This is a genomic window from Streptomyces sp. NPDC097617 (genome assembly GCF_044761485.1).
In the GTDB taxonomy this organism is placed as follows: domain Bacteria; phylum Actinomycetota; class Actinomycetes; order Streptomycetales; family Streptomycetaceae; genus Streptomyces.
The window spans coordinates 1-21,897 of the sequence record NZ_JBIWCL010000037.1 but is presented as its reverse complement, the minus strand read 5'-3'; the positions used below and the strand labels follow the sequence as shown (position 1 = coordinate 21,897).

Sequence of the window (21,897 nt, the reverse complement as noted above, 5' to 3'; positions counted from 1 at the left end):
GCAGCAGCCGTGGATCACTGCTCGCGCAGCGGCACCGACACGTAACTGGGATCGGTGCGCGGTGAGGAGAAGGTCAGCTGCGCGCCGATGGGGTTGTGCTCGATGTAGAGCGGGTCCACGGTGTCGACGACCAGCGCGAGCCGGTGGCCCGCTGGGACGTCGTAGGCGGTGGAGAACAGCTCCAGGTCCACCCCGAAGGCCCGGCCCGGTGTCTTCCCGTGGAAGGTGTACGGGGCGTTGCTGATGAGCTTGCCGATGCCGAGCGGGCCGACGTCGTAGAGGTACGCGACGAAGGTGCCGTCGGCCTTGGTGGGGGTGAGCGTGGTGTGCAGCTTCGCCGTGCCGCGGACCCGGCGGGCACTGTCGTAGCGCTCCGACTGCCAGACGGCGGCGAAGGCCCGGGGGAGCAGCGGGACGGAGGCGATCGGCGGGGCCTTGACGAACTGGTCGAGGATGCTGGAGAGGAAGATGACCCCGCCGTTGGCGCCCGAGTCGACGTTCGCGAAGAGGTGCTCGCTGTCGGAGAGCGCGAGCTTCTCGGTGCCCCCCGAGCCGACCGACTTCCAGTCGGCGTAGCCCTCGTACCCGTTGTCGCTACGGGACTTGATCTGCACCGGGGCCTCGGTGTCGATGCCGTTGCGCTCGCCCTTGAGGTAGCGGTCGAACCACCGGTGCGCGTTGGTCCAGGTGTCGTTGGGGAGCCCCAGCAGGCCGGTGCCCTCGGCGGTGGCATGGTCACCGGGCCGGAACTCCAGCCGCTTGGGGCCGGTCAGCCGCTCGTAGAACTTCGCGTACTGGTTGGGCGGGAAGATCGTGTCCCCCCAGGCGTTGCCGAGCATGATCGCGGCGCCGTTGGCGTTGATCCGGTCCACCTGCTCGGCGGCCGAGCGCCCCCGTCCCCACTCGATCATCTGCTGCTCCCGGTCCAGCCGGGAGCCGAGGAAGTCGCTGAGGATCGACTGGAGTTCGGGCCCGGGGCGGCCCGTGAGGAATCCGGCGGCGCCGAGCATCCCGGCGGCCTGGAGGTGCTGGGTGCGGCCGGAGTAGATGGACTCGATGAGGTCGGCCCAGCCGCTCATCGCGACCACGGCCTTGACGCGCGGATCGTGCGCGGAGGCCAGCAGGCTGATGCCCGCGCCGTACGAGACGCCGCCGAGGCCGATGCGGTCCGCGTCGGCGGGGGAGTTGGCGAGGGCCCAGTCGATGACGGCGCTGACGTCGGCGGTGTCCGGCGGGCTGGCCACCTCGATGCTGCCTCCGGAGAGCCAGAAGCCGCGGGAGGTGTAACTGACCACGACGTAGCCGGAGTCGGCGAGCTTCTTTGCCTGGGCGATGTATTCGATCTGCGGCAGGCCCCAACTGGTGGGCAGCACGATCAGCGGGTATTTCCGGCCGCTCTCGGCGCCGGCCGGAGTGAAGACATTGCCCTTGAGGGTGATGCCGCCGGAGCCGGGGATGTCGTGGAAGCGCACCTGTGACGAGGCGTCGGCGGCGGCTGTCACGGTGGTGGCGGGAGCCGCCTGGGCCTGGTGGGGGGCCAGGCCCAGGGCGGCTGCCGCCAGCAGGGTCGCCACGGCCGCGGCGGTGGTGGTGCGTTGCATCTATCGCTCCTCGCGTACGCCGGGGTTGTCAAAGTGACCCGACGGTAACGGGAGGGTGTTACCGAAAGTAACCCATGAGTAAGTTACGCGCTGGTAACGATTGGATGATTGCGGTGGACCGGCCGCGGTGCCTCCGTCAGCCGTTCTGCGGGGCGGCGGACAGGGCGCTCTTGGCCTTCCACTCGTCCCACGACAGATTCCACTCGCCGTAGCCGTTGCCGATGTCCGCGTTGCCCTTGGAGCCCGATCCGACGACCTCGAACGGGTCGCCGACCTGCACCTGCTCGTAGAAGGCCGCGGCGTTCGCGTCGCTCATCCCGACGCAGCCCGAGCTGCTGTTGGTGCGGCCGAAGGCGCCGCTGTTCCAGGGGGCCGCGTGCGCGTACATGCCCGACCAGGTCAGCCGCATCGAGTAGTCGACCATCTTGTCGTAGGCGTCGCCCAGGCCCACCGACTGGGAGTCCATCCGGATGGTGCCCTCCTTGGACATCAGCACCATCTTCCCGGACCAGGAGGCCTTCTGGCCGCCGGGGGTGCCGGCCGAGATCGGGATGGTCTTGACCGTCTGGCCGTCCTCGGACACCGTCATCTTCTTGGTGTCCAGGCTGACCTCCATCCGGCGGTCCTTGCCGATCTTGAAGTCGGTGTTGTAGTCGCGGGCGAAGAGCCCGCCGCCCTTGCCGGAGTCCACACCGTTCAGGTTCAGGTCGACCTTCACCTCGGTGCCGGACTTCCAGTACTCCTTGGGCCGCCAGTCCAGGCGGTCGCTGCCCGAGTAGTCCTTGAACCAGCCCCAGGAACCCTCGGCGCTGTTCGAGGTGGTGACCTTCAGGGCCTTCTCCACCTCGGCCTTGTTGGCCACGGGGTTGTCGAAGACGATCGAGATCGGCATGGCCACGCCGACCGTGCTGCCCTTCGGCAGGTTGATCTTGATCTTGTTCACCTTGTCGGCGGCGCCGGTCTTGAACTGGGCGGCCGCGCTCTGGCTGTCGGTGTTCTGCGCCTCGACCTTGTAGTCCGTGCCCGGAGCCGCGTTGCGCTCCGAGGTCCACGTCCTGCCGTCGGCGGCTATCTGGCCGGGCAGTTCCCCGCCCTTGCCGTCCGTCACCTTCACCAACGCGAGCTTGCCGTCGGCGAGGGTCACCTTGACAGGCTCGCCGGCCTTGACCTGATCGCCCGTGAGGTTCACCGATATCGCCATGTCCGACTTCGGCTTCAGCTCTGCCTTGGCCCCGTCCTTGCCGTCGCCTCCGCCTCCGCCCGAACAGGCGGTCAGCGAGGCGGCCAGGAGCGCGGTGCCCGCCATGGCGGTGCGGCGTATACGGCTCAACGAAGGGCCCTTTCCAGGAGTGGTGGTGGGAGACGTTCGCAAAAGAGGATGCGAACGACTCGACTTCAGGTTCCGCATTCGGGGGAAAAAGTCGTCTTTTCTCTTGTGACGTCGACCGCAGCGAAACGGTCATCGTCCGGTCACAAACGCCGCGCACAGCGGTCACGGTCGGCTGTGACTCTCCTGTGAGAGCCCGTCAGGACCAACAGGAAGGACAACTGCCGTGTGTGCACTGCTCGTGAACCCCGCCCAGCAGGACCATGACCACGACCAGGACCGGGAGCTCCGCGTGCGCACCCTGTCGGTCGCCGAATACCAGGCGTTCCTTTCCCGGCACGGCGGGGCGAGCTTTCTCCAGTACCCGTCCTGGGCCCGCGTAAAGGACCTCTGGCGCTCGGAAAGGGTCGGATGGCACTATCCGGACGGTGAGATTCAGGGTGCCGGTCTGGTTCTCTACCGGCAATTCCCGGGGACGCGCAAATACTTCGCCTACCTCCCCGAGGGCCCCGTCGCCGACTGGTCCGATCCGCACATCGACCGCTGGCTCACCCCGCTCATGCGCCACCTGCGCGGCGCCGGCGCCTTCGCCGCCCGCATCGGCCCCACCCCCGCCTACCGCCGCTGGGACGCCGCCGCCGCCAAGGCCGGTGCCGGGCCCGGCCGGCAGATATCCGACGTCCTCGCCACCGAGGTCGACCCGGTCGGCGCCGCCCTCGCCGACCGGCTGCGCACCCGCGGCTGGAAGCGGTGCGGCGGCGAGGACGACGGCGACGCACAGCCCCGCCACGTCTTCCGCGTGCCGCTGGCCGGCCGCTCCCTCGACGACGTGTGGGCCGGCCTCAACCAGGAGTGGCGGCGCAATGTGCGCAAGGCCCAGAAGGCCGGCGTGGAGACGGTCATCGGCACCTTCGAGGACCTGCCCGAGTTCTACCGGCTGCTGCGCATCACCGAGGAGCGCGACGGCTTCCGGCTCGGCCGCTCGCTCGCCTACTACGAGCAGCAGTACCGGGTCCTGAACGAGGAGGAGCCGGGCCGCATGCGGCTCTACCTGGGCATCTACCAGGGGGAGATCCTCGCCGCCCACACGATGATCACCGCCGGCAAGCGGGTCTGGTACCAGACCGGCGCCTCCGCCGACCACCGGCGCGAGGTACGGCCCAGCAACGCCCTGCAGTGGCGCATGATGTCCGACGCCCACGCCCTGGGCGCGCAGGAGTACGACATGCGCGGGGTACCCTCCACCCTCGACCCCTCGGCGCGTTCGTACGGTCTGCTGCGCTGGAAGCTCGGCACCGGCGGACAGGTCGTCGAGACGCTCGGAGAGTGGGAGATACCGATGGACGGAGTCGCCAACACGGCGCTCTACAGGGCGTTCCAGGCATACCTGGCCCGCCGGTGACGGCCACCGACACAGGGCCCGGCACCGAGATCGGGCCGGGCACCGACACCGATGCCGGCAGTGCCACCGCGGCGGCCGCGCGCCAGCCCACCGCCGCGTCGCCGGCGAAGACCTCGGTGCTGCGCAGCGGTGTGCTCATGGCGGCCGGTTCGATCGTCTCCCGCGCCACCGGCTTCATCCGCTCCGCCGTCGTCGTCGCGGCCCTGGGCACCGGTCTCCTCGGCGACGGCTACGCCGTCGCCAACACGGTCCCGAACATCATCTACATGCTGCTCATCGGCGGCGCGCTCAACGCCGTCTTCGTCCCCGAACTGGTCCGGGCCGCCAAGGAGCACGCCGACGGCGGATCCGCCTACACCGACCGGCTGCTCACCGCCTGCACCGCGGCCCTCGTGGCGCTCACCGCCGCTGCGGTCCTCGCCGCGCCCCTGATCGTCTCGGCGTACACCGACTACAGCGGCGCCCAGGCGAGCACCACCGTGGCCCTGGCCCGGTACTGCCTGCCGCAGATCCTCTTCTACGGGCTCTTCACCCTGCTCGGCCAGGTGCTGAACGCCCGCGGCCGGTTCGGCGCCATGATGTGGACCCCGGTCCTCAACAACCTGGTGATCATCGGCGTCTTCGGGCTCTTCCTCTACGTCTCCCACGATGCGGCGGACGGCCTCACCGCCGCCGAGACCCGGCTGCTGGGCCTCGGCACCACCGCCGGCATCGTCCTGCAGGCCCTCGCCCTCGTCCCCTCGCTGCGCGCCGCCCGCTTCCGCTGGCGCCCCCGCTTCGACTGGCGCGGCAGCGGCCTCGGCCGCCCGCTGCGCAACGCGGGCTGGCTGGTGATGCTCGTCCTCACCAACCAGATCGCCTACTGGGTCGTCACCCGGCTCTCCACCACCACCGGGCAGCACGCCGTCGAGGCGGGCCTCGCGGGCGGCGCCGGCTACACCGCCTACAGCAACGCCTACCAGCTGTGGATCGTCCCGCAGGGCATCATCACCGTCTCCCTCGTGACCGCCCTGATGCCCCGGATGAGCTCGGCCGCCACCGAGGGCGACCTCGCCGCCGTGCGCCGCGACGTCTCCTACGCCCTGCGCTCCAGCGCCGCCCTCGTCGTGCCGGCCGCCGCGCTGTTCGCGGCCCTCGCCCCCTGGGTGATGGGCAGCGTCTTCGAGTACGGCCGCACCGGCGCCGCCGACATCGAGGTCATGGCGGGCATGCTCGTCGCCTTCGCACCCGGCCTGATCGCCTTCTCCGCGCAGTACGTCCTCTCGCGCGGCTTCTACGCCCTCTCCGACACCCGGACCCCCTTCTTCCTGAACCTGGTCATCGCCGGGCTCAACGCCGCTCTGTCCGCCGCCGCGTACTTCCTGCTGTCCCCGCGCTGGGCGGTCACCGGCATGGCCGCCGCCTCCTCCGTCGCCTTCCTCGCGGGCGCCGCCGTCACCGCCCACACCCTCGGCCGCAGGCTCGGCCCGCGCACGGGGACCCGTACCGAACGGCGCGCGAGTGCAGTACGGACCCACCTCCGGCTGCTGGCCGCCTGCGCCCCGGCGGCCGTCGCCGGGTACGCCGCCGCCCGCGCCGCCGACCCCTTCGGCAACTTCGCCGCGGTCGGTGCGGGAACCGTCGCACTGGCGCTGGTCGTCGTACTCCTCGCCGGGCCCTTGCGCCTGACGGAGATCACCGACCTGCTGGACTCCCTGCGGCGCAAGACCGGCCGGTAGCGGGGGGCAAGGCGCCACGCACCACCCTGGGATACTGACCGGATGCCACGCGTACTGCTGATCGAGGACGACCCTTCCATCCGGGAAGGAGTGGGCCTCGGCCTGCGCCGCCGCGGCCACGAGGTGAGTTCCGCCGAGACCGGCGAGGAGGGGCTCGCCCTGATGGGCGGCTTCCGGCCCGAGCTCGTCCTGCTCGACCTGATGCTGCCGGGGATCAACGGCGTTCAGGTCTGCCGCCGCATCCGCGAGAACAGTCAGGTACCGATCATCATGCTCACCGCACGCGGCGACGACTTCGACATCGTCGTCGGCCTGGAGGCCGGCGCCGACGACTACATCGTCAAACCCGCCCGCACCGAGGTCATCGAGGCCCGCATCAAGGCCGTGCTGCGCCGGCTCAGCGACCCGGTGGGCGCCCGCCCCGGGCTCGAGCACCACGGCGAGCTGACCATCGACCGCGCCGGGCTGAGCGTCGCCAAGAACGGCGAACGCGTGCCGCTGGCCCCCAGCGAGATCAAGCTCCTGCTGCACCTGTCGGCCTCGCCCGAGCAGGTCTTCTCCCGCCAGCAGCTCCTCGAGTACGTCTGGGACCACAGCTACCACGCCGACGCCCGGCTGGTGGACGCCTGCGTCCGCCGGCTGCGCACCAAGGTCGAGGACCCCGAGGCGAGCCCCCGCTACATACAGACCGTGCGCGGCTTCGGCTACCGCTTCGGGCCCCTGTAGGCCCGGGTGCGACGCATAGCCCCGCTGGGCCTGCGCACCCGGCTGATCGCCGCCTTCCTGCTGGTCGCCGCCATCAGCGCGGTGACCACCGCCGCCCTCACCTACCAGCAGGCGCGCAACGCGATCCTCAAGCAGACCCAGGACACCGCCGTCAGCACCCTGCGGGACCAGGTCGAGCAGCAGGAGATACGCCTCCCGCTGGACCAGGCGGAGCTCCAGCGCATCGTCATCGAACTCGGCAAGCGCGGCAAACCGCACCCGTGGATCGTCTTCGGCGAGTACGGCAGCCTGCGCGTCTCCACCAACCCGGGCACACCCACCTCCGGCGTGATCACCGACAACCTGCGCCAGAACGTCCGCCGCAACGACTACACCGCCTTCCAGCGGGTCGAGGACGCGCGCGGCAACTCGTGGCTCACCATCGGCGTCCCCGCCGTCTTCGAGCACAACGGATTCAAGGAATCCACCGGGGTCGTCTTCTTCGCGAGCGTCCCGCTCTCCACGGAGAAGCAGACCGTCGAGGCCATGGTCGACGCCGCCAAGCAGGGCGCCGTCCCGGGCCTGGCCATCGCGATCGTGCCCGCGCTGCTGGCCGCCCGCAGCGTGCTGCGCCCGGTCCGCGACATGCGCCGGGCCGCCCAGCGGCTGGGCAGCGGCCGCCTCGACACCCGTATCGAGGTCCGGGGCGCCGACGAACTCGCCGGACTCGCCCGCACCTTCAACGAGACGGCCCGCGCGCTGGAGCAGTCCGTGCGCGAGCTCCAGGACGCGGAGACCCGCGCCCGCCGCTTCGCCTCCGACGTCTCCCACGAACTGCGCACCCCGCTGGCCGGGATGCTCGCCGTCACCGAGGTCCTCGACGAGGACGCCGAGCGGCTCGACGCCGACACCGCGAAAGCCCTGCGCCTGGTAAGCGCCGAGACGGGCAAGCTCGCCGTCCTCGTCGAGGACCTGATGGAGATCTCCCGCTTCGACGCCCGGGCCGCCGAGCTCAACCTCGACGACGTGGACATCGCCGAAGCCGTGCGCAAGACCCTGGAGCGCCGCCACTGGGTCGACGACCGCGTCGTCACCGAACTCCCGGACGGGGTGCGCGCCCGGCTCGACCCGCGCCGCTTCGACGTGATCCTCGCCAACCTCGTCGGCAACGCCCTGCGGCACGGCGGCGCGCCCGTACGCGTCACCGTGCGGACCGCACCGGGCCAGGGCGGCGAACGGCTGCTGATCGACGTCGCCGACAGCGGCCCCGGCATCGCCCCCGAGGTGCTGCCGCACATCTTCGACCGCTTCTTCAAGGCCGACGCGGCCCGCACCCGTTCCGCCGGCAGCGGTCTCGGCCTCGCCATCACCCTGGAGAACGTCCGCCTGCACGGCGGCACCCTCCTCGCGGGCAACGGGCCGTCCGGGGGAGCCGTCTTCACCCTCGACATGCCGCTGGAGGCCCGCGTATGACACGGCGGAGAACGAGATACCGGGCCGCCGCCGCGGCGACGGCGGTGCTGGCGGGCTGCGCCCTGCTGCTCGGCGGCTGCGGGATCAAGCGCACCGGGGTGATCGAGAGCGGCCACGCTGCGAACATCAAGGTCCCCGGCGCCGGCAAGAGCACCGTCCTCTACTTCATCTCCAAGGAGGGCGACCGGCTCGTCCCGGCTCCCTTCACCCTGTTCGACGGCTACACCATCGCGCCCGCGGCGCTCGTGCGCCTGCTGCTGGACGGCCCCATCGGCCGGGCCGGGGAAGCCGGTCTCACGACGGCGCTGCCCCGGCTGCCCGGGGGGAAGTCGGACGCGGTGACGGTGAGTCCGTACGCGCAGGAGCGGGGGATGACGGTCCGTGTGCCGTTCGCCGTGGGCGACCTGTCGCCGCTGGCCCGCAAGCAGCTGGTGTGCACCGTCGGCGTCTCCGCCGTCCCGGACACCCTCAGCCCCGTCGTCCTCCAGGGCACCGACACCACGCTTCCCTCCGACGAGTGCGACCTGAACCGCTGAACCGCTGAACCGCTGAACCGCTGAACCGCTGAACCGGTGAGGCGGGCCGCGGGCGGCACGCGGGGTCGGCCGTGCTCTTGCGGGCGGGGCCGCACACCCGTCACGGTGACCCCATGGATCACGCCGCGGACGTCCCCGACGTCTTCGACCCCCGTATCTACGCCTCCGGCATCCCGCACGAGCGCTACCGGCTGCTGCGCGAGCGGCACCCCGTGGCCCGGCAGGCCGAGCCCGAGATCCAGGGCTGGCCCGCCGGGCCCGGCTTCTGGGCGGTCACCCGGCACGCCGACGTCGTACGGGTCCTGCGCGACCACACGACGTACTCCTCCTGGGTGGGCGCCACCCAGATCCGCGACCCCGACCCGGCCGACCTGCCGTTCCTGCGCCGCACGATGCTCAACCAGGACCCACCGGAGCACGGCACGCTGCGGCGGCTCGTCTCCCGGGCCTTCACCCCCGCCCGCGTCGACGCCTTCGCCGGGCGGGTGCGGGAGCGCGCCCGCACCCTGCTCGCCGCCGCCCGGGAGGGCGCCGAGGACGGCGCCGCCGACCTCGTGCGCACCGTCACCGACGAGTACGCGCTGCTGAACCTCACCGACCTGCTGGGCGTCCCGGCCGCCGACCGGGCCCTGCTGCTGGAGTGGACCGTACGGATCATCGGCTACCAGGACCCCGACGACGCCCCGGCCCCGGTCCTCGGCCCGGACGGCAGACCGCTCAACCCGCGCTCCCCGGCCCTGCTCGGCGAGATGTTCGCGTACGCCCGGGACCTGGCCGCCCACAAGCGCGAGCACCCCGGCGACGACGTGATGACCTCCCTCGCCCAGGCCGGACTCGCCCCGGCCGAACTGGAGATGTTCTTCTTCCTGCTCACCGTCGCGGGCAACGACACCGTGCGCAGTGCGGCCCCCGGCGGCCTGCTCGCTCTGGCGGGGGACCAGGACTCCTACCGCCGGCTCGCCGCGGGAACCGTCCCGATGGAGCGGGCCGTCGACGAACTCCTGCGCGTCCACCCTCCGGTGCTCAGCTTCCGCCGCACGGCCGCCGTCGACACCGAACTGGCCGGGCAGGCCATCCGCGCCGGGGACAAGGTGGTGGTCTTCCACGCCTCCGCCAACCACGACGAGCGCGTCTTCGCCGACCCCCACCGCCTGGACCTGGCCCGCACGCCCAACCCGCACGTTTCCTTCGGGGACGGCCCGCACGTCTGCCTCGGCGCCCACTTCGCCAGGCTCCAGCTGCGCGTCCTCTACGAGGAGTGGTGCGCGGCCATGCCCGCACCGGAACTGGCGGGCCCGCCGCGCCGGTTGGTGTCCAACTTCATCAACGGGATCACGCGGCTGCCACTACGGGTGTCAGGGCGGCCCGGGTGACATCGGCGACGAGCTCGGTCACATCGGGGCCGTAGGCCTGGGAGTTGACCACCTTCAGGACCAGGCAGAAGGCTTCCGTACCGTACTTGCGGGCCAGCTGCTTGTGGTTGCGGGCCAGATAGCGGGCGGCGGCCTGGTTGCTGACCGCGGTCTGCCCGGACAGCAGGAACACCGGCCGGCCGCCCTCCCCGCCCGCCAGCCTGGCCAGCACCACGTGTTCGACCCGCTCCTTGACCCACCGGTAGCTCTCACCGCCCACCTGGATCGCGCCCCGGTCCTCGTGCTCCTGGCTGTCGGTGTTGACCTGAACCCCCGGCAGCATCGAGGCCAGGTGCGCGACCGTACGGGTGTTGGACGTCGGGCCGCCGACGCAGAACTCGGCGCGCTCGCCGAAGCCCTGACGCGCCTCGTCGTGCGTGACGATCTGGACGTTCGCCCCGCAGTCCTTGATCAGCGCGGAGATCTCCAGCAGCGCGAAGGCGTCGTTGCGGTGCACCGACGATTCCTTGCCGCCCATCTGCCGGTTGACCACGAACAGGCAGTCCGAGCCGGTCGGCAGGCCGAAGAACACCTGCTTGCGGCGCAGCGTGCGGCGCCACAGATAGGTCCGGGAGAACCAGCCGAACCCGCCGCTCAGGGCGGTGGCTATCACCCCGAGCACGATGTTGCGCACGTCGTCGTTCATGCGGCGGATGGTAGCGGCCCTCCGGCCTTCCTGACGCGGGGGGTGCGGTGAAGTTACGCTGCGCGGGCCAGGCCTGACCGGCCGTCGACTGGAGGAACCGGATGCGTGGTCCCGCCGCACGTCAGTTAGCGCTCGTCGCCCTTGCCGGAGCGCTCGTCTCCACCGGGGCCGCGGCCCCTCCCACCCCGAAGACCCCACCGGCCAAGGTGCCGGTCGCCGTCGGCCACGGCGGCGCGGTCGCCAGCGTCGACGTCGACGCCTCCGCCGCGGGCATCGCCGTCCTGCGCTCCGGCGGCAACGCGGTGGACGCGGCGATCGCCACCGCCGCCGCGCTCGGAGTGACCGAGCCCTACTCGGCGGGCATCGGCGGAGGCGGCTACTTCGTCTACTACGACGCGCGCACGCGCCGGGTGCACACCATCGACGGGCGCGAGAGCGCCCCCGCCACGGCCACCGAGACCCTGTTCCAGGAGAACGGCCTCCCGATCCCCTTCGCGGAGGGCCAGACCAGCGGACTCGGCGTGGGCGTCCCCGGCACCCCCGCCACCTGGAAGAGCGCCCTGGACGCCTGGGGCTCCCGCCCGCTCGACAAACTGCTGAAGCCGGCCGAGAAACTGGCCCGCGACGGCTTCACGGTGGACAGCACCTTCCGGGCGCAGACCGAGCTCAACCAGGACCGCTTCAAGGACTTCCCGGCCACCTCGAAGCTCTTCCTGCCCGGCGGCGCCCTGCCGGTGGTCGGCTCCACCTTCAAGAACCCCGACCTGGCCGCGACCTACGCCGAACTCGGCCGCAAGGGAACCGGCGCGCTCTACCGGGGCCCCCTCGCCGAGGACATCGTCCGGGCCGTGCGCACGCCCCCGGTGGACCCGGCGGCCACCCGCAAGGTCCGCGCCGGCGACCTGACCACCGGTGACCTGCGCGCGTACGCCACCAAACGGCAGGACCCGACCCGGGTGGGCTACCGCGGCCTGGACGTCTACAGCATGGCGCCGTCCTCCTCGGGCGGCACCACCGTCGGCGAGGCCCTGAACATCCTGGAGCGGACCGACCTCTCGAAGCTGTCCGAGACGCAGTACCTGCACCGCTTCATCGAAGCCTCGCGGATCTCCTTCGCCGACCGAGGCCGCTGGGTCGGCGACCCGGCGGCGGTGAGGGTACCGACGCGCGAGCTGCTGTCCCAGCGCTTCGCCGACGCGCGCGCCTGCCTGATCGCGCCGGACCGCACGCTGACCAGCCCGCTCGCCCCCGGTGACCCGCGCAACCCGGCGCCCTGCGCCACCACCGGCAAAGCCGCCCCGACCACCTACGAGGGGGAGAACACCACGCACCTGACGGCCGCGGACCGCTGGGGCAACGTGGTGTCCTACACCCTGACCATCGAGTCCACCGGCGGCAGCGCGATCACCGTGCCGGGACGCGGCTTCCTGCTCAACAACGAGCTCACCGACTTCTCCTTCGCCCCGGCCGCACCCGGCGTCCCCGACCCGAATCTGCCCGGTCCCGGCAAGCGGCCGCGCTCCTCGATGGCCCCGACCATCGTGCTGGAGGACGGCCGACCGGTGCTCGCGGTGGGCTCCCCGGGCGGTGCCACCATCATCACCACCGTGCTCCAGACCCTGACCGGCCACCTGGACCGGGGCCTGCCGCTCGTCGACGCGATCGCCGCGCCGCGGGCCAGCCAGCGCAACCAGGCCACCACCGAGCTGGAGCCGGGTCTGTGGAACAGCCCGCTGCGCGCGGAGCTGGAGGCGATCGGCCAGGGCTTCCGGCAGAATCCGGAGATCGGCGCCGCGACCGGTGTGCAGCGGCTGCCGGACGGCCGCTGGCTGGCGGCGGCCGAGACCAGCCGCCGGGGCGGCGGCTCGGCGATGGTGGTCCACCCGCACGGAAGGCCGTAGCACCACGGCCGGCACCGCTGCCTAGAGGGCGGTCAGGATCCGCGGACCGTCGGCGGTGATCGCCACCGTGTGCTCCGAGTGCGCGGCCCGGCTGCCGTCGACCGTGCGCAGGGTCCAGCCGTCCCGGTCGCAGGTGTAGTCGTCCGTACCGCCCGCGATCACCATCGGCTCGATGGCGAGGACCATGCCGGGGCGCAGCTTCGTACCGCGTCCCGGCGGGCCCTCGTTGGGCACGCCCGGGTCCTCGTGCATGGCGCGGCCGATGCCGTGACCGCCGAAGCCGTCCGGGACGCCGTACCCGGCGGCGCGGCAGGTGGTGCCGATGGCGTGGGCGATGTCGCCGATCCGGTTGCCGGGCACGGCGGCGGCGATCCCGGCGGCGAGGGCCGCCTCGGAGGTCTCGATCAGCCGGACGTCCTCGGGGCGGGCCCGGCCGACGGTGAAGCTGACCGCCGCGTCCCCGGCCCAGCCGCCGAGCAGCGCCCCGAAGTCGGCGCTGACCAGGTCGCCGTCCCGCAGCCGGTCCTCGCCGGGGATGCCGTGCACGATCGCATCGTTCACCGAGAGGCACAGCACGGCGGGGAAGGGCACCGGCGCGAACTGCGGCCGGTAGCCCAGGAAGGGCGAGGTGGCGCCGGCCTCGCGGAGCACCTCGTGGGCCACCTTGTCCAGGTCCAGCGGGGACACCCCCACGTCGGCGGCCTCCCGCACGGCGGCCAGGGCGCGGGCGACCACCCGGCCCGCGGCGCGCATCTCGTCGATCTCTCGGTCCGTCTTCAGAATCACCATGCCAATAACTATACCGGTATAATAATGACGGGATAGTTATTGGCGTGCGGGGTAGGATGAGGGCATGGTCCGTACCCCTCTCACCCCCGAAGAGCGCGAGCGCGGCGAGCGGCTCGGCGCGCTGCTGCGCGAAGCCCGCGGCAGCCGCAGCATGGTCGAGGTCGCCGCCGGCGCCGGGCTCTCCGCCGAGACCCTGCGCAAGATCGAGACCGGCCGCGCGCCCACACCCGCCTTCTTCACGGTCGCCGCCCTTGCCGGGGCGCTCGGCCTCTCCCTGGACGACGTACTGCGACGCTGCGCGTTCGTCCCGGCCTGACGCCGGGACGCCCGCCCTCCCGCGCCCGCATCCAAGCGGGTCGGTTTCGCCCTCCTCGGCGCCCTCCTCGCGGGCGGCCTGCTGCTCGCCGCGTGCGCTGTCCCCGAGGACCGCCCGCACGCGGGTGACGTGGTCTTCCGCCATCCCGGCGACGTCGTCGGCCATGACCGGCTCCGGGAGGCGAGGCAGGCGGTCACGGTCGGCAGGGAACCCTGACTCTCGGCGTACCGGGCGCTGCCCGGGACCCGCTACGCGTCGCTCGACTGCACCCCGCACCCCGCCGATGTGGTGCCCTGCCCCTTCAGCAGCGGACCGCATGCCCTGCTCCGGTCGGTCAACGGCCGCACCGCCCACGCGCGCAAGGCCGTGCAGATCATGGACGCCAGGTCGGCCGTGTGTCCGCCGCCGTCGAAACGGCCGCTCAGGTCAGGCGTACTGGTTCGACCAGGGCACCTACGTCGACGGCATCGCCCAGGAGACCTGCCGCAACCTCATGCACGTCGGCTACGCGCTCGCCGCGTCCGCGCACATCGCCGGGACGAGCTGTTCGTGGCCCGGGAGACGGTCAGCCGCGGAGAGGCCCACCGGCCTGACACCGCCCACGGGACGCGCCTAGGGTGCCGGTATGGATCTCGAGGAGCTCGGCAGAGCGCGCTACATCAGTCTCACCACCTTCCGCAAGGACGGCACGCCCGTGGCGACCCCGGTGTGGGCCGTGGTCGACGGGGGCGAGCTGTACGTATGGACGCGCACCGAAACGTGGAAGGTCAAGCGGATCCGCAACAACGGGCGGGTCATCGTCACGGCGTGCGACGTGCGAGGGCGCGTCCAGGAAGGGGCCCGGGCGTACGAGGGCGAGGCCCGGCTGCTAGACGAGTCGGGGCTGCGGCGGGTGCGCAAGCTGATGTCGCGCAAGTACACCTGGCAGTACTGGCTGGTCGACGTGCCCGCCACCCTGGCGCGCCGGGGCAAGCGTCCGCACACCGCGATCGCCGTCAAGCTTTGAGGCTCCCGTAGCCCGCCCGTAACACAGGTGGGATCCAATGCGGTCATGGAGACCGCGACTTCACTGGCGATCAGTCAACTCTCCGGGTATTTACGGGGGTTGACACAGAGGCTGGATTCCGGGGCAGGCTGGTACGGGGAGTTCCTGCGCCGGGACCCGGACGGTGTGCGGGCCTGTCTCGACGGGACGGCGATGCCCCCGTGGGACCTGGTGGAATCGCTGCTGCGGGACCTGGCCGGAGCGCGGGGCGCGGAGTTCGCGACGCGCGAGACGGTGTACGCGGCCCAGCTGCGGGCCGTGGCCGTCACCGCGTGGGACCGGCTGCCGGGCGGCGAGGAGGAGCTGCGGACCCTGCTCGCGGCGGCGATCGACATGCGGGGCGAGGCGCAGAGCGCCCTGCGGAGCCTGACGGTACGGCTCGCCGGGGCCACCGACCGGGCGGAGACGGACGCCCTCGCCCGGGAACTGGCCTGGGCCCAGGACGATGTGGCCCGCGCAGCGGCCCGCCACGAGGACCTGGCCGCCCGGCTTCGGGCCCTGCACGCCGGCCCCGACGGGCTGTGGCCGAAGCGGCCGGAAGGGGCGCAGTGGCTGCCCGGGGTACCCCGGCAGCGGACGGTTCGGCGGGTCGAGCCATCCGCCGCCTCGCATGCCGAATCGCCCGCCGCCTCGTACGCCGAACCTTCCGCAGGCCGGTCGGCCGCCGGGCGGGGCACGGCCGAGGAGGCCCCCGCGCGGGCCGAGGAGCCGGTCGGCCGGGCCGAGGGGCGGTGGCTGCGCGGTGCGCGCCGCGCCGGAGGCGCCCGGTACGCGGGGTCGGCGGCCCCCGCCGCCGCCCCGGTCTTCACCCCGCCGCCGGGCCACCCGGACGGCGACGGCGCGCCGGATTCCGGTCCGGGCGGGGCGCTCCCCGCGCCGCGCGGGGCCCGCTTCGGCAGCCGGGACCCCGAACCCCGCACCCCGGACGGCCCCGCCGCCCACCACCCGGCGCACCGCCCCCCGCCCCGGCCCGCGTCGCCGGCAGGGCCTCCGGCCGGCGCCCCCGGGGCCGTTGCCGCCGCTCTCCTCGCCCTGCGCGCGCAGGGCCGCAGCGGCGAGGCGCACGCCCTGCTGTGCGAGGCCGCGGCCCGGCCCGCCGACCAGTTGCCGGGACTCGCCGTCGAGCTGACCCGGGCCGGCCTCGCGGCCGACTGGGCCACCCTGCTGTGGGAGGCGGCCTCGCTCCCACCCGAGCGGCTCGCGGCGGCCGCGGCCGCCCTCGGCGCCGCGGACCGGGAGGCCGACTGCGACGCCCTGCTGCGCCAGGGAGCCGCCCGCCCCGCGGGCGAGGTCGCGGACGCCGCCCTCGCCCTCGGCGGGGCCGGCCGGAGCCGCGAGGCCGACGCGCTGCTCGGCGCCTTCGTCCGGGTGCGCACCGCGGAGGAGGCGGCGGGGCTGGCCCGGCGCGACCCGCAGTGGTTCGCCCCGCGCCTGCTCCAGGTGGCCCGGGCCCTGCCCGGAGCCCGCTACCGCGACCTGGTCCACGCGCTGCGGGTGGCGGGTATCGCCGGTGCCCAGTAGTGCCATCCCGCTCGTCTGCTGACCGCATTCGATCACCTGGCGACGTAACGTGATCGACTACTCCAACCGCGCACGGCGCTCTTGCCCCAGGCGTTGACGAGGCCTACGTTCGACTCCCTACGCACACCGTCTACGTGCGTAGAACCCGGCGTTCCCGTCGCGAGGAGCAGCTCATGGCCCAAGTCGTCCGCGCCGCGCTGGTCCAGGCCACCTGGACCGGAGACACCGATTCGATGATCGCGAAACACGAGGAGTACGCCCGCAGGGCGGCTGCCGAGGGCGCGAAGATCATCGGCTTCCAAGAAGTCTTCAACGCCCCCTACTTCTGTCAGGTCCAGGAGCCCGAGCACTACCGCTGGGCCGAGGCGGTCCCCGACGGCCCGACCGTCCGGCGGATGCAGGACCTCGCCCGCGAGACCGGCATGGTGATCGTCGTACCGGTCTTCGAGCTGGAGAGCGAGGGCTTCTACTACAACACCGCCGCCGTCATCGACGCCGACGGCAGCTACCTCGGCAAATACCGCAAGCACCACATCCCCCAGGTCAAAGGCTTCTGGGAGAAGTACTACTTCCGTCCGGGCAACCTCGGCTGGCCCGTCTTCGACACCGCCGTCGGCCGGATCGGCGTCTACATCTGCTACGACCGCCACTTCCCCGAGGGATGGCGCCAACTGGGCCTGGCCGGAGCCCAGCTGGTCTACAACCCGTCCGCCACCTCCCGGGGCCTGTCCGCGCACTTGTGGCAGCTGGAGCAGCCCGCCTCGGCCGTCGCCAACGAGTACTTCATCGCCGCCATCAACCGCGTCGGCCAGGAGGAGTACGGCGACAACGACTTCTACGGCACCAGCTACTTCGTCGACCCGCGCGGTCAGTTCGTCGGGGAGGTCGCCAGCGACAAGGACGAGGAACTCGTCGTCCGCGACCTCGACTTCGACCTGATCAAGGAGGTCCGCGACCAGTGGGCCTTCTACCGCGACCGCCGTCCCGACGCCTACGGAGGACTCGTACAGCCGTGACCAACCCGACCCCGCTCCACAGTCGCCACCGCACCGTGCTGCCCGACTGGCTCGCGCTCTACTACAAGCACCCCATCGAGCTCACCCACGGCGAGGGCCGCCACGTCTGGGACGCGGACGGCAACCGCTACCTCGACTTCTTCGGCGGCATCCTCACCACGATGACCGCCCACGCCCTGCCCGAGGTCACCAAGGCCGTGTCCGAGCAGGCCGGACGGATCATCCACTCGTCCACGCTCTACCTCAACCGGCCGATGATCGAGCTGGCCGAGCGGGTCGCCGCCCTGTCCGGCATCCCCGACGCCCGGGTCTTCTTCACCACGTCCGGCACCGAGGCCAACGACACCGCCCTGCTGCTCGCGACGACGTACCGCCGCTCCAACCAGATCCTGGCGATGCGCAACAGCTACCACGGCCGGTCCTTCTCCACCGTGTCGATCACCGGCAACCGCGGCTGGTCGCCGACCAGCCTCTCGCCGCTCCAGACGTACTACGTCCAGGGCGCCGTCCGCACCCGCGGCCCGCTCGCCCACCTGGACGACGCAGCCTTCACCGCGGCCGCCGTCGCGGATCTGGAGGACGTACTCGGTCAGGCCCGCGGGGGAGTGGCCGCCCTCATCGCGGAACCCATTCAGGGAGTCGGCGGCTTCACCTCCCCGCCCGACGGCCTCTACGGAGCCTTCCGCGAGGTGCTGGACCGCCACGGCATCCTGTGGATCAGCGACGAGGTGCAGACCGGCTGGGGCCGCACCGGCGAGCACTTCTGGGGCTGGCAGGCGCACGCCCAGAACGGCCCGCCGGACATCCTCACCTTCGCCAAGGGCATCGGCAACGGCATGTCGATCGGCGGGGTGGTGGCCCGCGCCGAGGTGATGAACTGCCTCGACTCCAACTCCATTTCCACCTTCGGCGGCTCTCCGGTCACCATGGCGGCCGGCGTCGCCAACCTCGCCTACCTGCTGGAGCACGACCTCCAGGGCAACGCCCGGCGCGTCGGCGGCCTGCTCCTGGAACGGCTGCGCGGGATCGCCGCCACCGTGCCCGCCGTACGGGAGGTCCGCGGCCGGGGCCTGATGGCAGGCCTCGAACTCACCAGGCCGGGCACCGACGAGGCCGACCCGGACGCGGCCGCGGCCGTTCTGGAAGCCGCTCGCGAAGGCGGCCTGCTGCTCGGCAAGGGCGGCGGTCACAACACCAGCGTGCTGCGCATCGCGCCGCCGCTCTCCCTCACCGTCGCCGAGGCGGAAGAGGGCGCCGAGATCCTCGAACAGGCACTTCACCAGCTGCGCGGTACCCAGTAGGGGGATCACATGAGCATCCGCACCCTGATCCGCGGCGGCCTCGTCGTCACCGCCGCCGACGAAGTGCACGCGGACGTCCTGATCGAGGACGGCCGCGTGGCGGCGCTGGCCGCGCACGGCTCGGCGGCCGCCGGGGCCTGGACGGCCGACCGCACGATCGACGCCACCGGGAAGTACGTCATCCCGGGCGGGGTCGACGCGCACACCCACATGGAACTCCCCTTCGGCGGCACCGCCGCCTCCGACACCTTCGAGACCGGCACCAGAGCCGCCGCCTGGGGCGGCACCACCACCATCGTCGACTTCGCCGTGCAGAGCGTGGGCCACTCCCTGCGCGAGGGGCTCGACACCTGGTACGCCAAGGCCGACGGCAACTGCGCCATCGACTACGCCTTCCACATGATCCTCTCGGACGTCAACGAGAGGACCCTCAAGGAGATGGACCACCTCGTCGGCGAGGGGGTGACCTCCTTCAAGAGTCTCATTGGCTCGCGTGACCAGGAATTTCCACGGCGACTCGCCCACCTAGTGGGCATGGACGCCACGTGGTGAACGATGCGCGGCATTGCATCGCGGGATGCCAGCATCCCGCTGGCTGCCATCGCCGACCGGGGTACCGCCTTCATTACAGTATTCCGGTCGGCGGCCCTCCGACTCCGGCATTCCGACGGGAAGGGATTCCTCAGGTATGACCAGAACTCTCATTACCGGTGGCCTTATGATCACCGCTGCCGAAGAGCTGCACGCGGATGTTCTGATCGAGGATGGCCGCGTTGTCGCCATGGCGACCACGGGCAGCCAGGACTGGACTGCCGATCGGGTGATCGATGCCTCGCAGAAGTATGTGATCCCGGGTGGGGTGGACGCGCACACGCACATGGAGCTGCCGTTCGGTGGCACCTTTGCGTCGGACACGTTCGAGACCGGGACGCGAGCCGCCGCTTGGGGCGGCACGACGACAATCATCGATTTCGCCGTGCAGTCACAAGGGCAATCACTGCGGGCCGGCTTGGATACCTGGTACGACAAGGCCGACGGCAAGTGCGCGATCGACTACGCTTTTCACATGATCGTGTCGGATGTCAATGAACACACGCTCAAGGAGATGGACAAACTCGTCGAAGAAGGCGTAAGTTCGTTTAAACTGTTTATGGCATATCCGGGTGTCTTTTTCTCGGATGACGGGCAGATCCTGCGCGCGATGCAGCGCGGCGCCGCCAACGGCGGGCTGATCATGATGCACGCCGAGAACGGCATCGCGATCGACGTCCTCGTCGAACAGGCCCTCGCCCGCGGGGAGACCGACCCCCGCCACCACGGCGAGGTCCGCAAGGTGCTGCTGGAGGCCGAGGCCACCCACCGTGCCATCCAGCTGGCGCGGGTCGCGGGCGCACCGCTCTACGTGGTCCACGTCTCGGCGGAGGAGGCGGTCGCCGAGCTGGCCGCCGCCCGCGACAAGGGCCTCCCGGTCTTCGGCGAGACCTGTCCGCAGTACCTGTTCCTGTCCACCGACAACCTCCAGGAGCCGGACTTCCAGGGCGCCAAGTACGTCTGCTCCACCCCGCTGCGCCCCCGCGAGCACCAGGCGGCGCTGTGGCGGGGCCTGCGGACCAACGACCTCCAGGTGGTCTCCACCGACCACTGCCCGTTCTGCTTCCGGGGCCAGAAGGAACTGGGCCGCGGGGACTTCTCGAAGATCCCCAACGGGCTGCCGGGCGTGGAGAACCGGATGGATCTCCTCCACCAGGCCGTCCTGGACGGGCACATCAGCCGCCGCCGCTGGATCGAGATCGCGTGTGCGAGCCCGGCCCGGATGTTCGGCCTCTACCCGCAGAAGGGCACCATCGCCCCGGGCTCCGACGCCGACATCGTCCTCTACGATCCGCACGCCGAGCAGGTCATCTCCGCCGAGACGCACCACATGAACGTGGACTACTCGGCGTACGAGGGCAGGCGGATCACCGGACGCGTCGACACCGTGCTCTCGCGCGGCGAACTCGTCATCGACCAGCGCGAATTCACCGGCCGGGCCGGCCACGGGGCCTTCGTCCCCCGCTCCACCTGCCAGTACCTGTAGAGCTCAAGGAGCCGCCCCATGGACTTCGGCCTCGTCCTGCAGACCGACCCGCCCGCCTCCCAGGTCATCAGCCTCATGAAGCGCGCCGAGCGCAACGGCTTCCGCTACGGCTGGACCTTCGACTCGGCGGTGCTGTGGCAGGAACCGTTCGTCATCTACAGCCAGATCCTCGCCAACACGCAGAATCTGCACGTCGGCCCCATGGTCACCAACCCGGGCACCCGCACCTGGGAGGTCACCGCCTCCACCTTCGCCACCCTCAACGACATGTACGGCAACCGCACCGTCTGCGGGATCGGCCGCGGCGACTCGGCGATGCGGGTCGCCGGCCGGGCCCCCAACACCCTGGCCCGCCTGGGCGAGGCCATCGACGTCATCCGCGACCTGGCGGAGGGCCGTGAGGCCGAGGTCGACGGCAAGCCGCTGCGGCTTCCGTGGATCAAGGACGGGAAGCTGCCCGTCTGGATGGCCGCGTACGGGCCGAAGGCGCTCGCCCTCACCGGCCAGAAGGCCGACGGGTTCATCCTCCAGCTCGCCGACCTCTACCTCACCGAGTGGATGGTCAAGTCGGTGCGCGAGGCCGCCGTCGCGGCCGGCCGCGACCCGGCGGAGATCACCATCTGCGTGGCGGCCCCCGCGTACGTGAGCGAGGACCTCGCGCACGCCCGCGACCAGTGCCGCTGGTTCGGCGGCATGGTCGGCAACCACGTCGCGGACCTCGTCGGCCGCTACGGCGAGCACTCCTCGATGGTCCCCGACGAGCTCACCGAGTACATCAAGGCCCGCCAGGGCTACGACTACAGCCACCACGGGCGGGCCGGGAACCCGTCCACCGACTTCGTCCCCGACGAGATCGTCGACCGCTTCTGCCTCCTGGGCCCGGCCGAGGCCCACATCGAAAAGCTGCGGGCCCTGCGCGACCTGGGCGTCGACCAGTTCGCCCTCTACAACATGCACGACGCCCGGGAGGCCACGATCGACGCGTACGGCTCCGACGTCATCCCGTCGTTCGGCTGAGTGCGTTGTGGCAAAGGGAGTCCCTGTTCGACGAACCGGGACTCCTTCGTGTGCGGAGCATGATCGCGACGGGGTGGGGGCAGGCAGCGGACGG

General features: G+C 71.7%; 18 protein-coding genes and 1 pseudogene. 15 read left to right on the top strand and 4 right to left on the bottom strand.

Features of this window, described 5'->3' with window-relative positions:
- Positions 1–14: 14 nt before the first annotated feature.
- Together ACIQZO_RS37325 and ACIQZO_RS37320 are read right to left on the bottom strand one after the other, a co-directional pair.
- On the bottom strand, positions 15–1,601 hold the full coding sequence (locus ACIQZO_RS37325) for a CocE/NonD family hydrolase (RefSeq protein ID WP_403635418.1): 1,587 nt from the start codon (positions 1,599–1,601) through the stop codon (positions 15–17).
- A gap of 136 nt (positions 1,602–1,737) precedes the next feature.
- On the bottom strand, positions 1,738–2,907 hold the full coding sequence (locus ACIQZO_RS37320) for an Ig-like domain-containing protein (RefSeq protein ID WP_403635464.1): 1,170 nt from the start codon (positions 2,905–2,907) through the stop codon (positions 1,738–1,740).
- 247 nt (positions 2,908–3,154) lie between these two features.
- Between ACIQZO_RS37320 and ACIQZO_RS37315 the strand changes: the two genes are divergently transcribed.
- The 6 genes from ACIQZO_RS37315 to ACIQZO_RS37290 all read left to right on the top strand — a co-directional run bounded on the left by ACIQZO_RS37315 (position 3,155) and on the right by ACIQZO_RS37290 (position 10,135).
- Entirely contained in the window at positions 3,155–4,330 is a 1,176-nt protein-coding gene (locus ACIQZO_RS37315; RefSeq protein WP_403635416.1) for a lipid II:glycine glycyltransferase FemX, read from the top strand.
- 29 nt (positions 4,331–4,359) lie between these two features.
- The gene (gene murJ, locus ACIQZO_RS37310) at positions 4,360–6,048 is read left to right on the top strand and encodes a murein biosynthesis integral membrane protein MurJ (protein WP_403635462.1); all 1,689 of its coding nucleotides are present in this window, start codon (positions 4,360–4,362) and stop codon (positions 6,046–6,048) included.
- A gap of 42 nt (positions 6,049–6,090) precedes the next feature.
- Positions 6,091–6,774 carry a response regulator gene (locus tag ACIQZO_RS37305; protein ID WP_403635414.1) on the top strand — a complete coding sequence of 228 codons (684 nt, stop codon included), beginning with the start codon at positions 6,091–6,093 and terminating at the stop codon, positions 6,772–6,774.
- Positions 6,775–6,780: 6 nt separating this feature from the next.
- The gene (locus tag ACIQZO_RS37300; protein ID WP_403635412.1) at positions 6,781–8,226 is read left to right on the top strand and encodes an ATP-binding protein; all 1,446 of its coding nucleotides are present in this window, start codon (positions 6,781–6,783) and stop codon (positions 8,224–8,226) included.
- Complete coding sequence (locus ACIQZO_RS37295) at positions 8,223–8,762, top strand: GerMN domain-containing protein (protein WP_403635411.1); 540 nt, start codon at positions 8,223–8,225, stop codon at positions 8,760–8,762. The genes ACIQZO_RS37300 and ACIQZO_RS37295 overlap by 4 nt, the downstream gene beginning before the upstream one ends.
- 113 nt (positions 8,763–8,875) lie before the next feature.
- Positions 8,876–10,135 carry a cytochrome P450 gene (locus tag ACIQZO_RS37290; RefSeq protein WP_403635409.1) on the top strand — a complete coding sequence of 420 codons (1,260 nt, stop codon included), beginning with the start codon at positions 8,876–8,878 and terminating at the stop codon, positions 10,133–10,135.
- Here ACIQZO_RS37290 and ACIQZO_RS37285 read toward each other — a convergent pair.
- Positions 10,095–10,820, bottom strand: a complete 726-nt coding sequence (locus ACIQZO_RS37285; RefSeq protein WP_403635407.1) for a hypothetical protein — start codon at positions 10,818–10,820, stop codon at positions 10,095–10,097. The two genes, ACIQZO_RS37290 and ACIQZO_RS37285, sit on opposite strands and share 41 nt — an antisense overlap.
- 101 nt (positions 10,821–10,921) lie before the next feature.
- On the opposite strand from ACIQZO_RS37285, the gene ggt reads away from it, so the two are divergent.
- Positions 10,922–12,721, top strand: a complete 1,800-nt coding sequence (ggt, locus tag ACIQZO_RS37280) for a gamma-glutamyltransferase (RefSeq protein ID WP_403635405.1) — start codon at positions 10,922–10,924, stop codon at positions 12,719–12,721.
- 21 nt (positions 12,722–12,742) lie between these two features.
- Here the strand turns inward: ggt and map are convergent, their stop codons facing one another.
- On the bottom strand, positions 12,743–13,510 hold the full coding sequence (map, locus tag ACIQZO_RS37275) for a type I methionyl aminopeptidase (RefSeq protein ID WP_403635404.1): 768 nt from the start codon (positions 13,508–13,510) through the stop codon (positions 12,743–12,745).
- A gap of 64 nt (positions 13,511–13,574) precedes the next feature.
- Here map and ACIQZO_RS37270 point away from each other — a divergent pair, with 64 nt between their 5' ends.
- The 8 genes and pseudogenes from ACIQZO_RS37270 (at position 13,575) to ACIQZO_RS37235 (ending at position 21,803) form a co-directional block, all read left to right on the top strand.
- Positions 13,575–13,826 carry a helix-turn-helix domain-containing protein gene (locus tag ACIQZO_RS37270; protein WP_403635402.1) on the top strand — a complete coding sequence of 84 codons (252 nt, stop codon included), beginning with the start codon at positions 13,575–13,577 and terminating at the stop codon, positions 13,824–13,826.
- Positions 13,827–14,451: 625 nt separating this feature from the next.
- Positions 14,452–14,832: a PPOX class F420-dependent oxidoreductase gene (locus ACIQZO_RS37265; RefSeq protein WP_403635400.1), complete on the top strand. Its 381-nt coding sequence runs from the start codon at positions 14,452–14,454 to the stop codon at positions 14,830–14,832.
- Between the two features lie 99 nt (positions 14,833–14,931).
- Positions 14,932–16,392, top strand: coding sequence for a hypothetical protein (locus tag ACIQZO_RS37260; RefSeq protein ID WP_403635398.1), 1,461 nt, complete (start codon positions 14,932–14,934; stop codon positions 16,390–16,392).
- Positions 16,393–16,565: 173 nt separating this feature from the next.
- Positions 16,566–17,408 carry a nitrilase-related carbon-nitrogen hydrolase gene (locus ACIQZO_RS37255; RefSeq protein WP_403635396.1) on the top strand — a complete coding sequence of 281 codons (843 nt, stop codon included), beginning with the start codon at positions 16,566–16,568 and terminating at the stop codon, positions 17,406–17,408.
- On the top strand, positions 17,405–18,709 hold the full coding sequence (locus ACIQZO_RS37250) for an aspartate aminotransferase family protein (RefSeq protein ID WP_403635395.1): 1,305 nt from the start codon (positions 17,405–17,407) through the stop codon (positions 18,707–18,709). The genes ACIQZO_RS37255 and ACIQZO_RS37250 overlap by 4 nt, the downstream gene beginning before the upstream one ends.
- A 9-nt stretch (positions 18,710–18,718) precedes the next feature.
- A pseudogene (locus tag ACIQZO_RS37245) lies at positions 18,719–19,186 on the top strand (amidohydrolase family protein); the annotation flags it as partial.
- A gap of 211 nt (positions 19,187–19,397) precedes the next feature.
- Positions 19,398–20,786, top strand: coding sequence for a dihydropyrimidinase (gene hydA, locus ACIQZO_RS37240; protein WP_403635394.1), 1,389 nt, complete (start codon positions 19,398–19,400; stop codon positions 20,784–20,786).
- A gap of 18 nt (positions 20,787–20,804) precedes the next feature.
- The gene (locus tag ACIQZO_RS37235) at positions 20,805–21,803 is read left to right on the top strand and encodes a TIGR03842 family LLM class F420-dependent oxidoreductase (protein ID WP_403635393.1); all 999 of its coding nucleotides are present in this window, start codon (positions 20,805–20,807) and stop codon (positions 21,801–21,803) included.
- Positions 21,804–21,897 lie beyond the last annotated feature (94 nt).

Bases quoted from the DNA above. Each gene is read 5' to 3' on its own strand.
- ACIQZO_RS37325 (WP_403635418.1), bottom strand. From the start codon at position 1,601: ATGCAACGCACCACCACCGCCGCGGCCGTGGCGACCCTGCTGGCGGCA.
- ACIQZO_RS37320 (WP_403635464.1), bottom strand. From the start codon at position 2,907: ATGGCGGGCACCGCGCTCCTGGCCGCCTCGCTGACCGCCTGTTCGGGC.
- ACIQZO_RS37305 (WP_403635414.1), top strand. From the start codon at position 6,091: ATGCCACGCGTACTGCTGATCGAGGACGACCCTTCCATCCGGGAAGGA.
- ACIQZO_RS37295 (WP_403635411.1), top strand. From the start codon at position 8,223: ATGACACGGCGGAGAACGAGATACCGGGCCGCCGCCGCGGCGACGGCG.
- ACIQZO_RS37290 (WP_403635409.1), top strand. From the start codon at position 8,876: ATGGATCACGCCGCGGACGTCCCCGACGTCTTCGACCCCCGTATCTAC.
- ACIQZO_RS37285 (WP_403635407.1), bottom strand. From the start codon at position 10,820: ATGAACGACGACGTGCGCAACATCGTGCTCGGGGTGATAGCCACCGCC.
- ggt (WP_403635405.1), top strand. From the start codon at position 10,922: ATGCGTGGTCCCGCCGCACGTCAGTTAGCGCTCGTCGCCCTTGCCGGA.
- map (WP_403635404.1), bottom strand. From the start codon at position 13,510: ATGGTGATTCTGAAGACGGACCGAGAGATCGACGAGATGCGCGCCGCG.
- ACIQZO_RS37270 (WP_403635402.1), top strand. From the start codon at position 13,575: ATGGTCCGTACCCCTCTCACCCCCGAAGAGCGCGAGCGCGGCGAGCGG.
- ACIQZO_RS37265 (WP_403635400.1), top strand. From the start codon at position 14,452: ATGGATCTCGAGGAGCTCGGCAGAGCGCGCTACATCAGTCTCACCACC.
- ACIQZO_RS37255 (WP_403635396.1), top strand. From the start codon at position 16,566: ATGGCCCAAGTCGTCCGCGCCGCGCTGGTCCAGGCCACCTGGACCGGA.
- hydA (WP_403635394.1), top strand. From the start codon at position 19,398: ATGACCAGAACTCTCATTACCGGTGGCCTTATGATCACCGCTGCCGAA.
- ACIQZO_RS37235 (WP_403635393.1), top strand. From the start codon at position 20,805: ATGGACTTCGGCCTCGTCCTGCAGACCGACCCGCCCGCCTCCCAGGTC.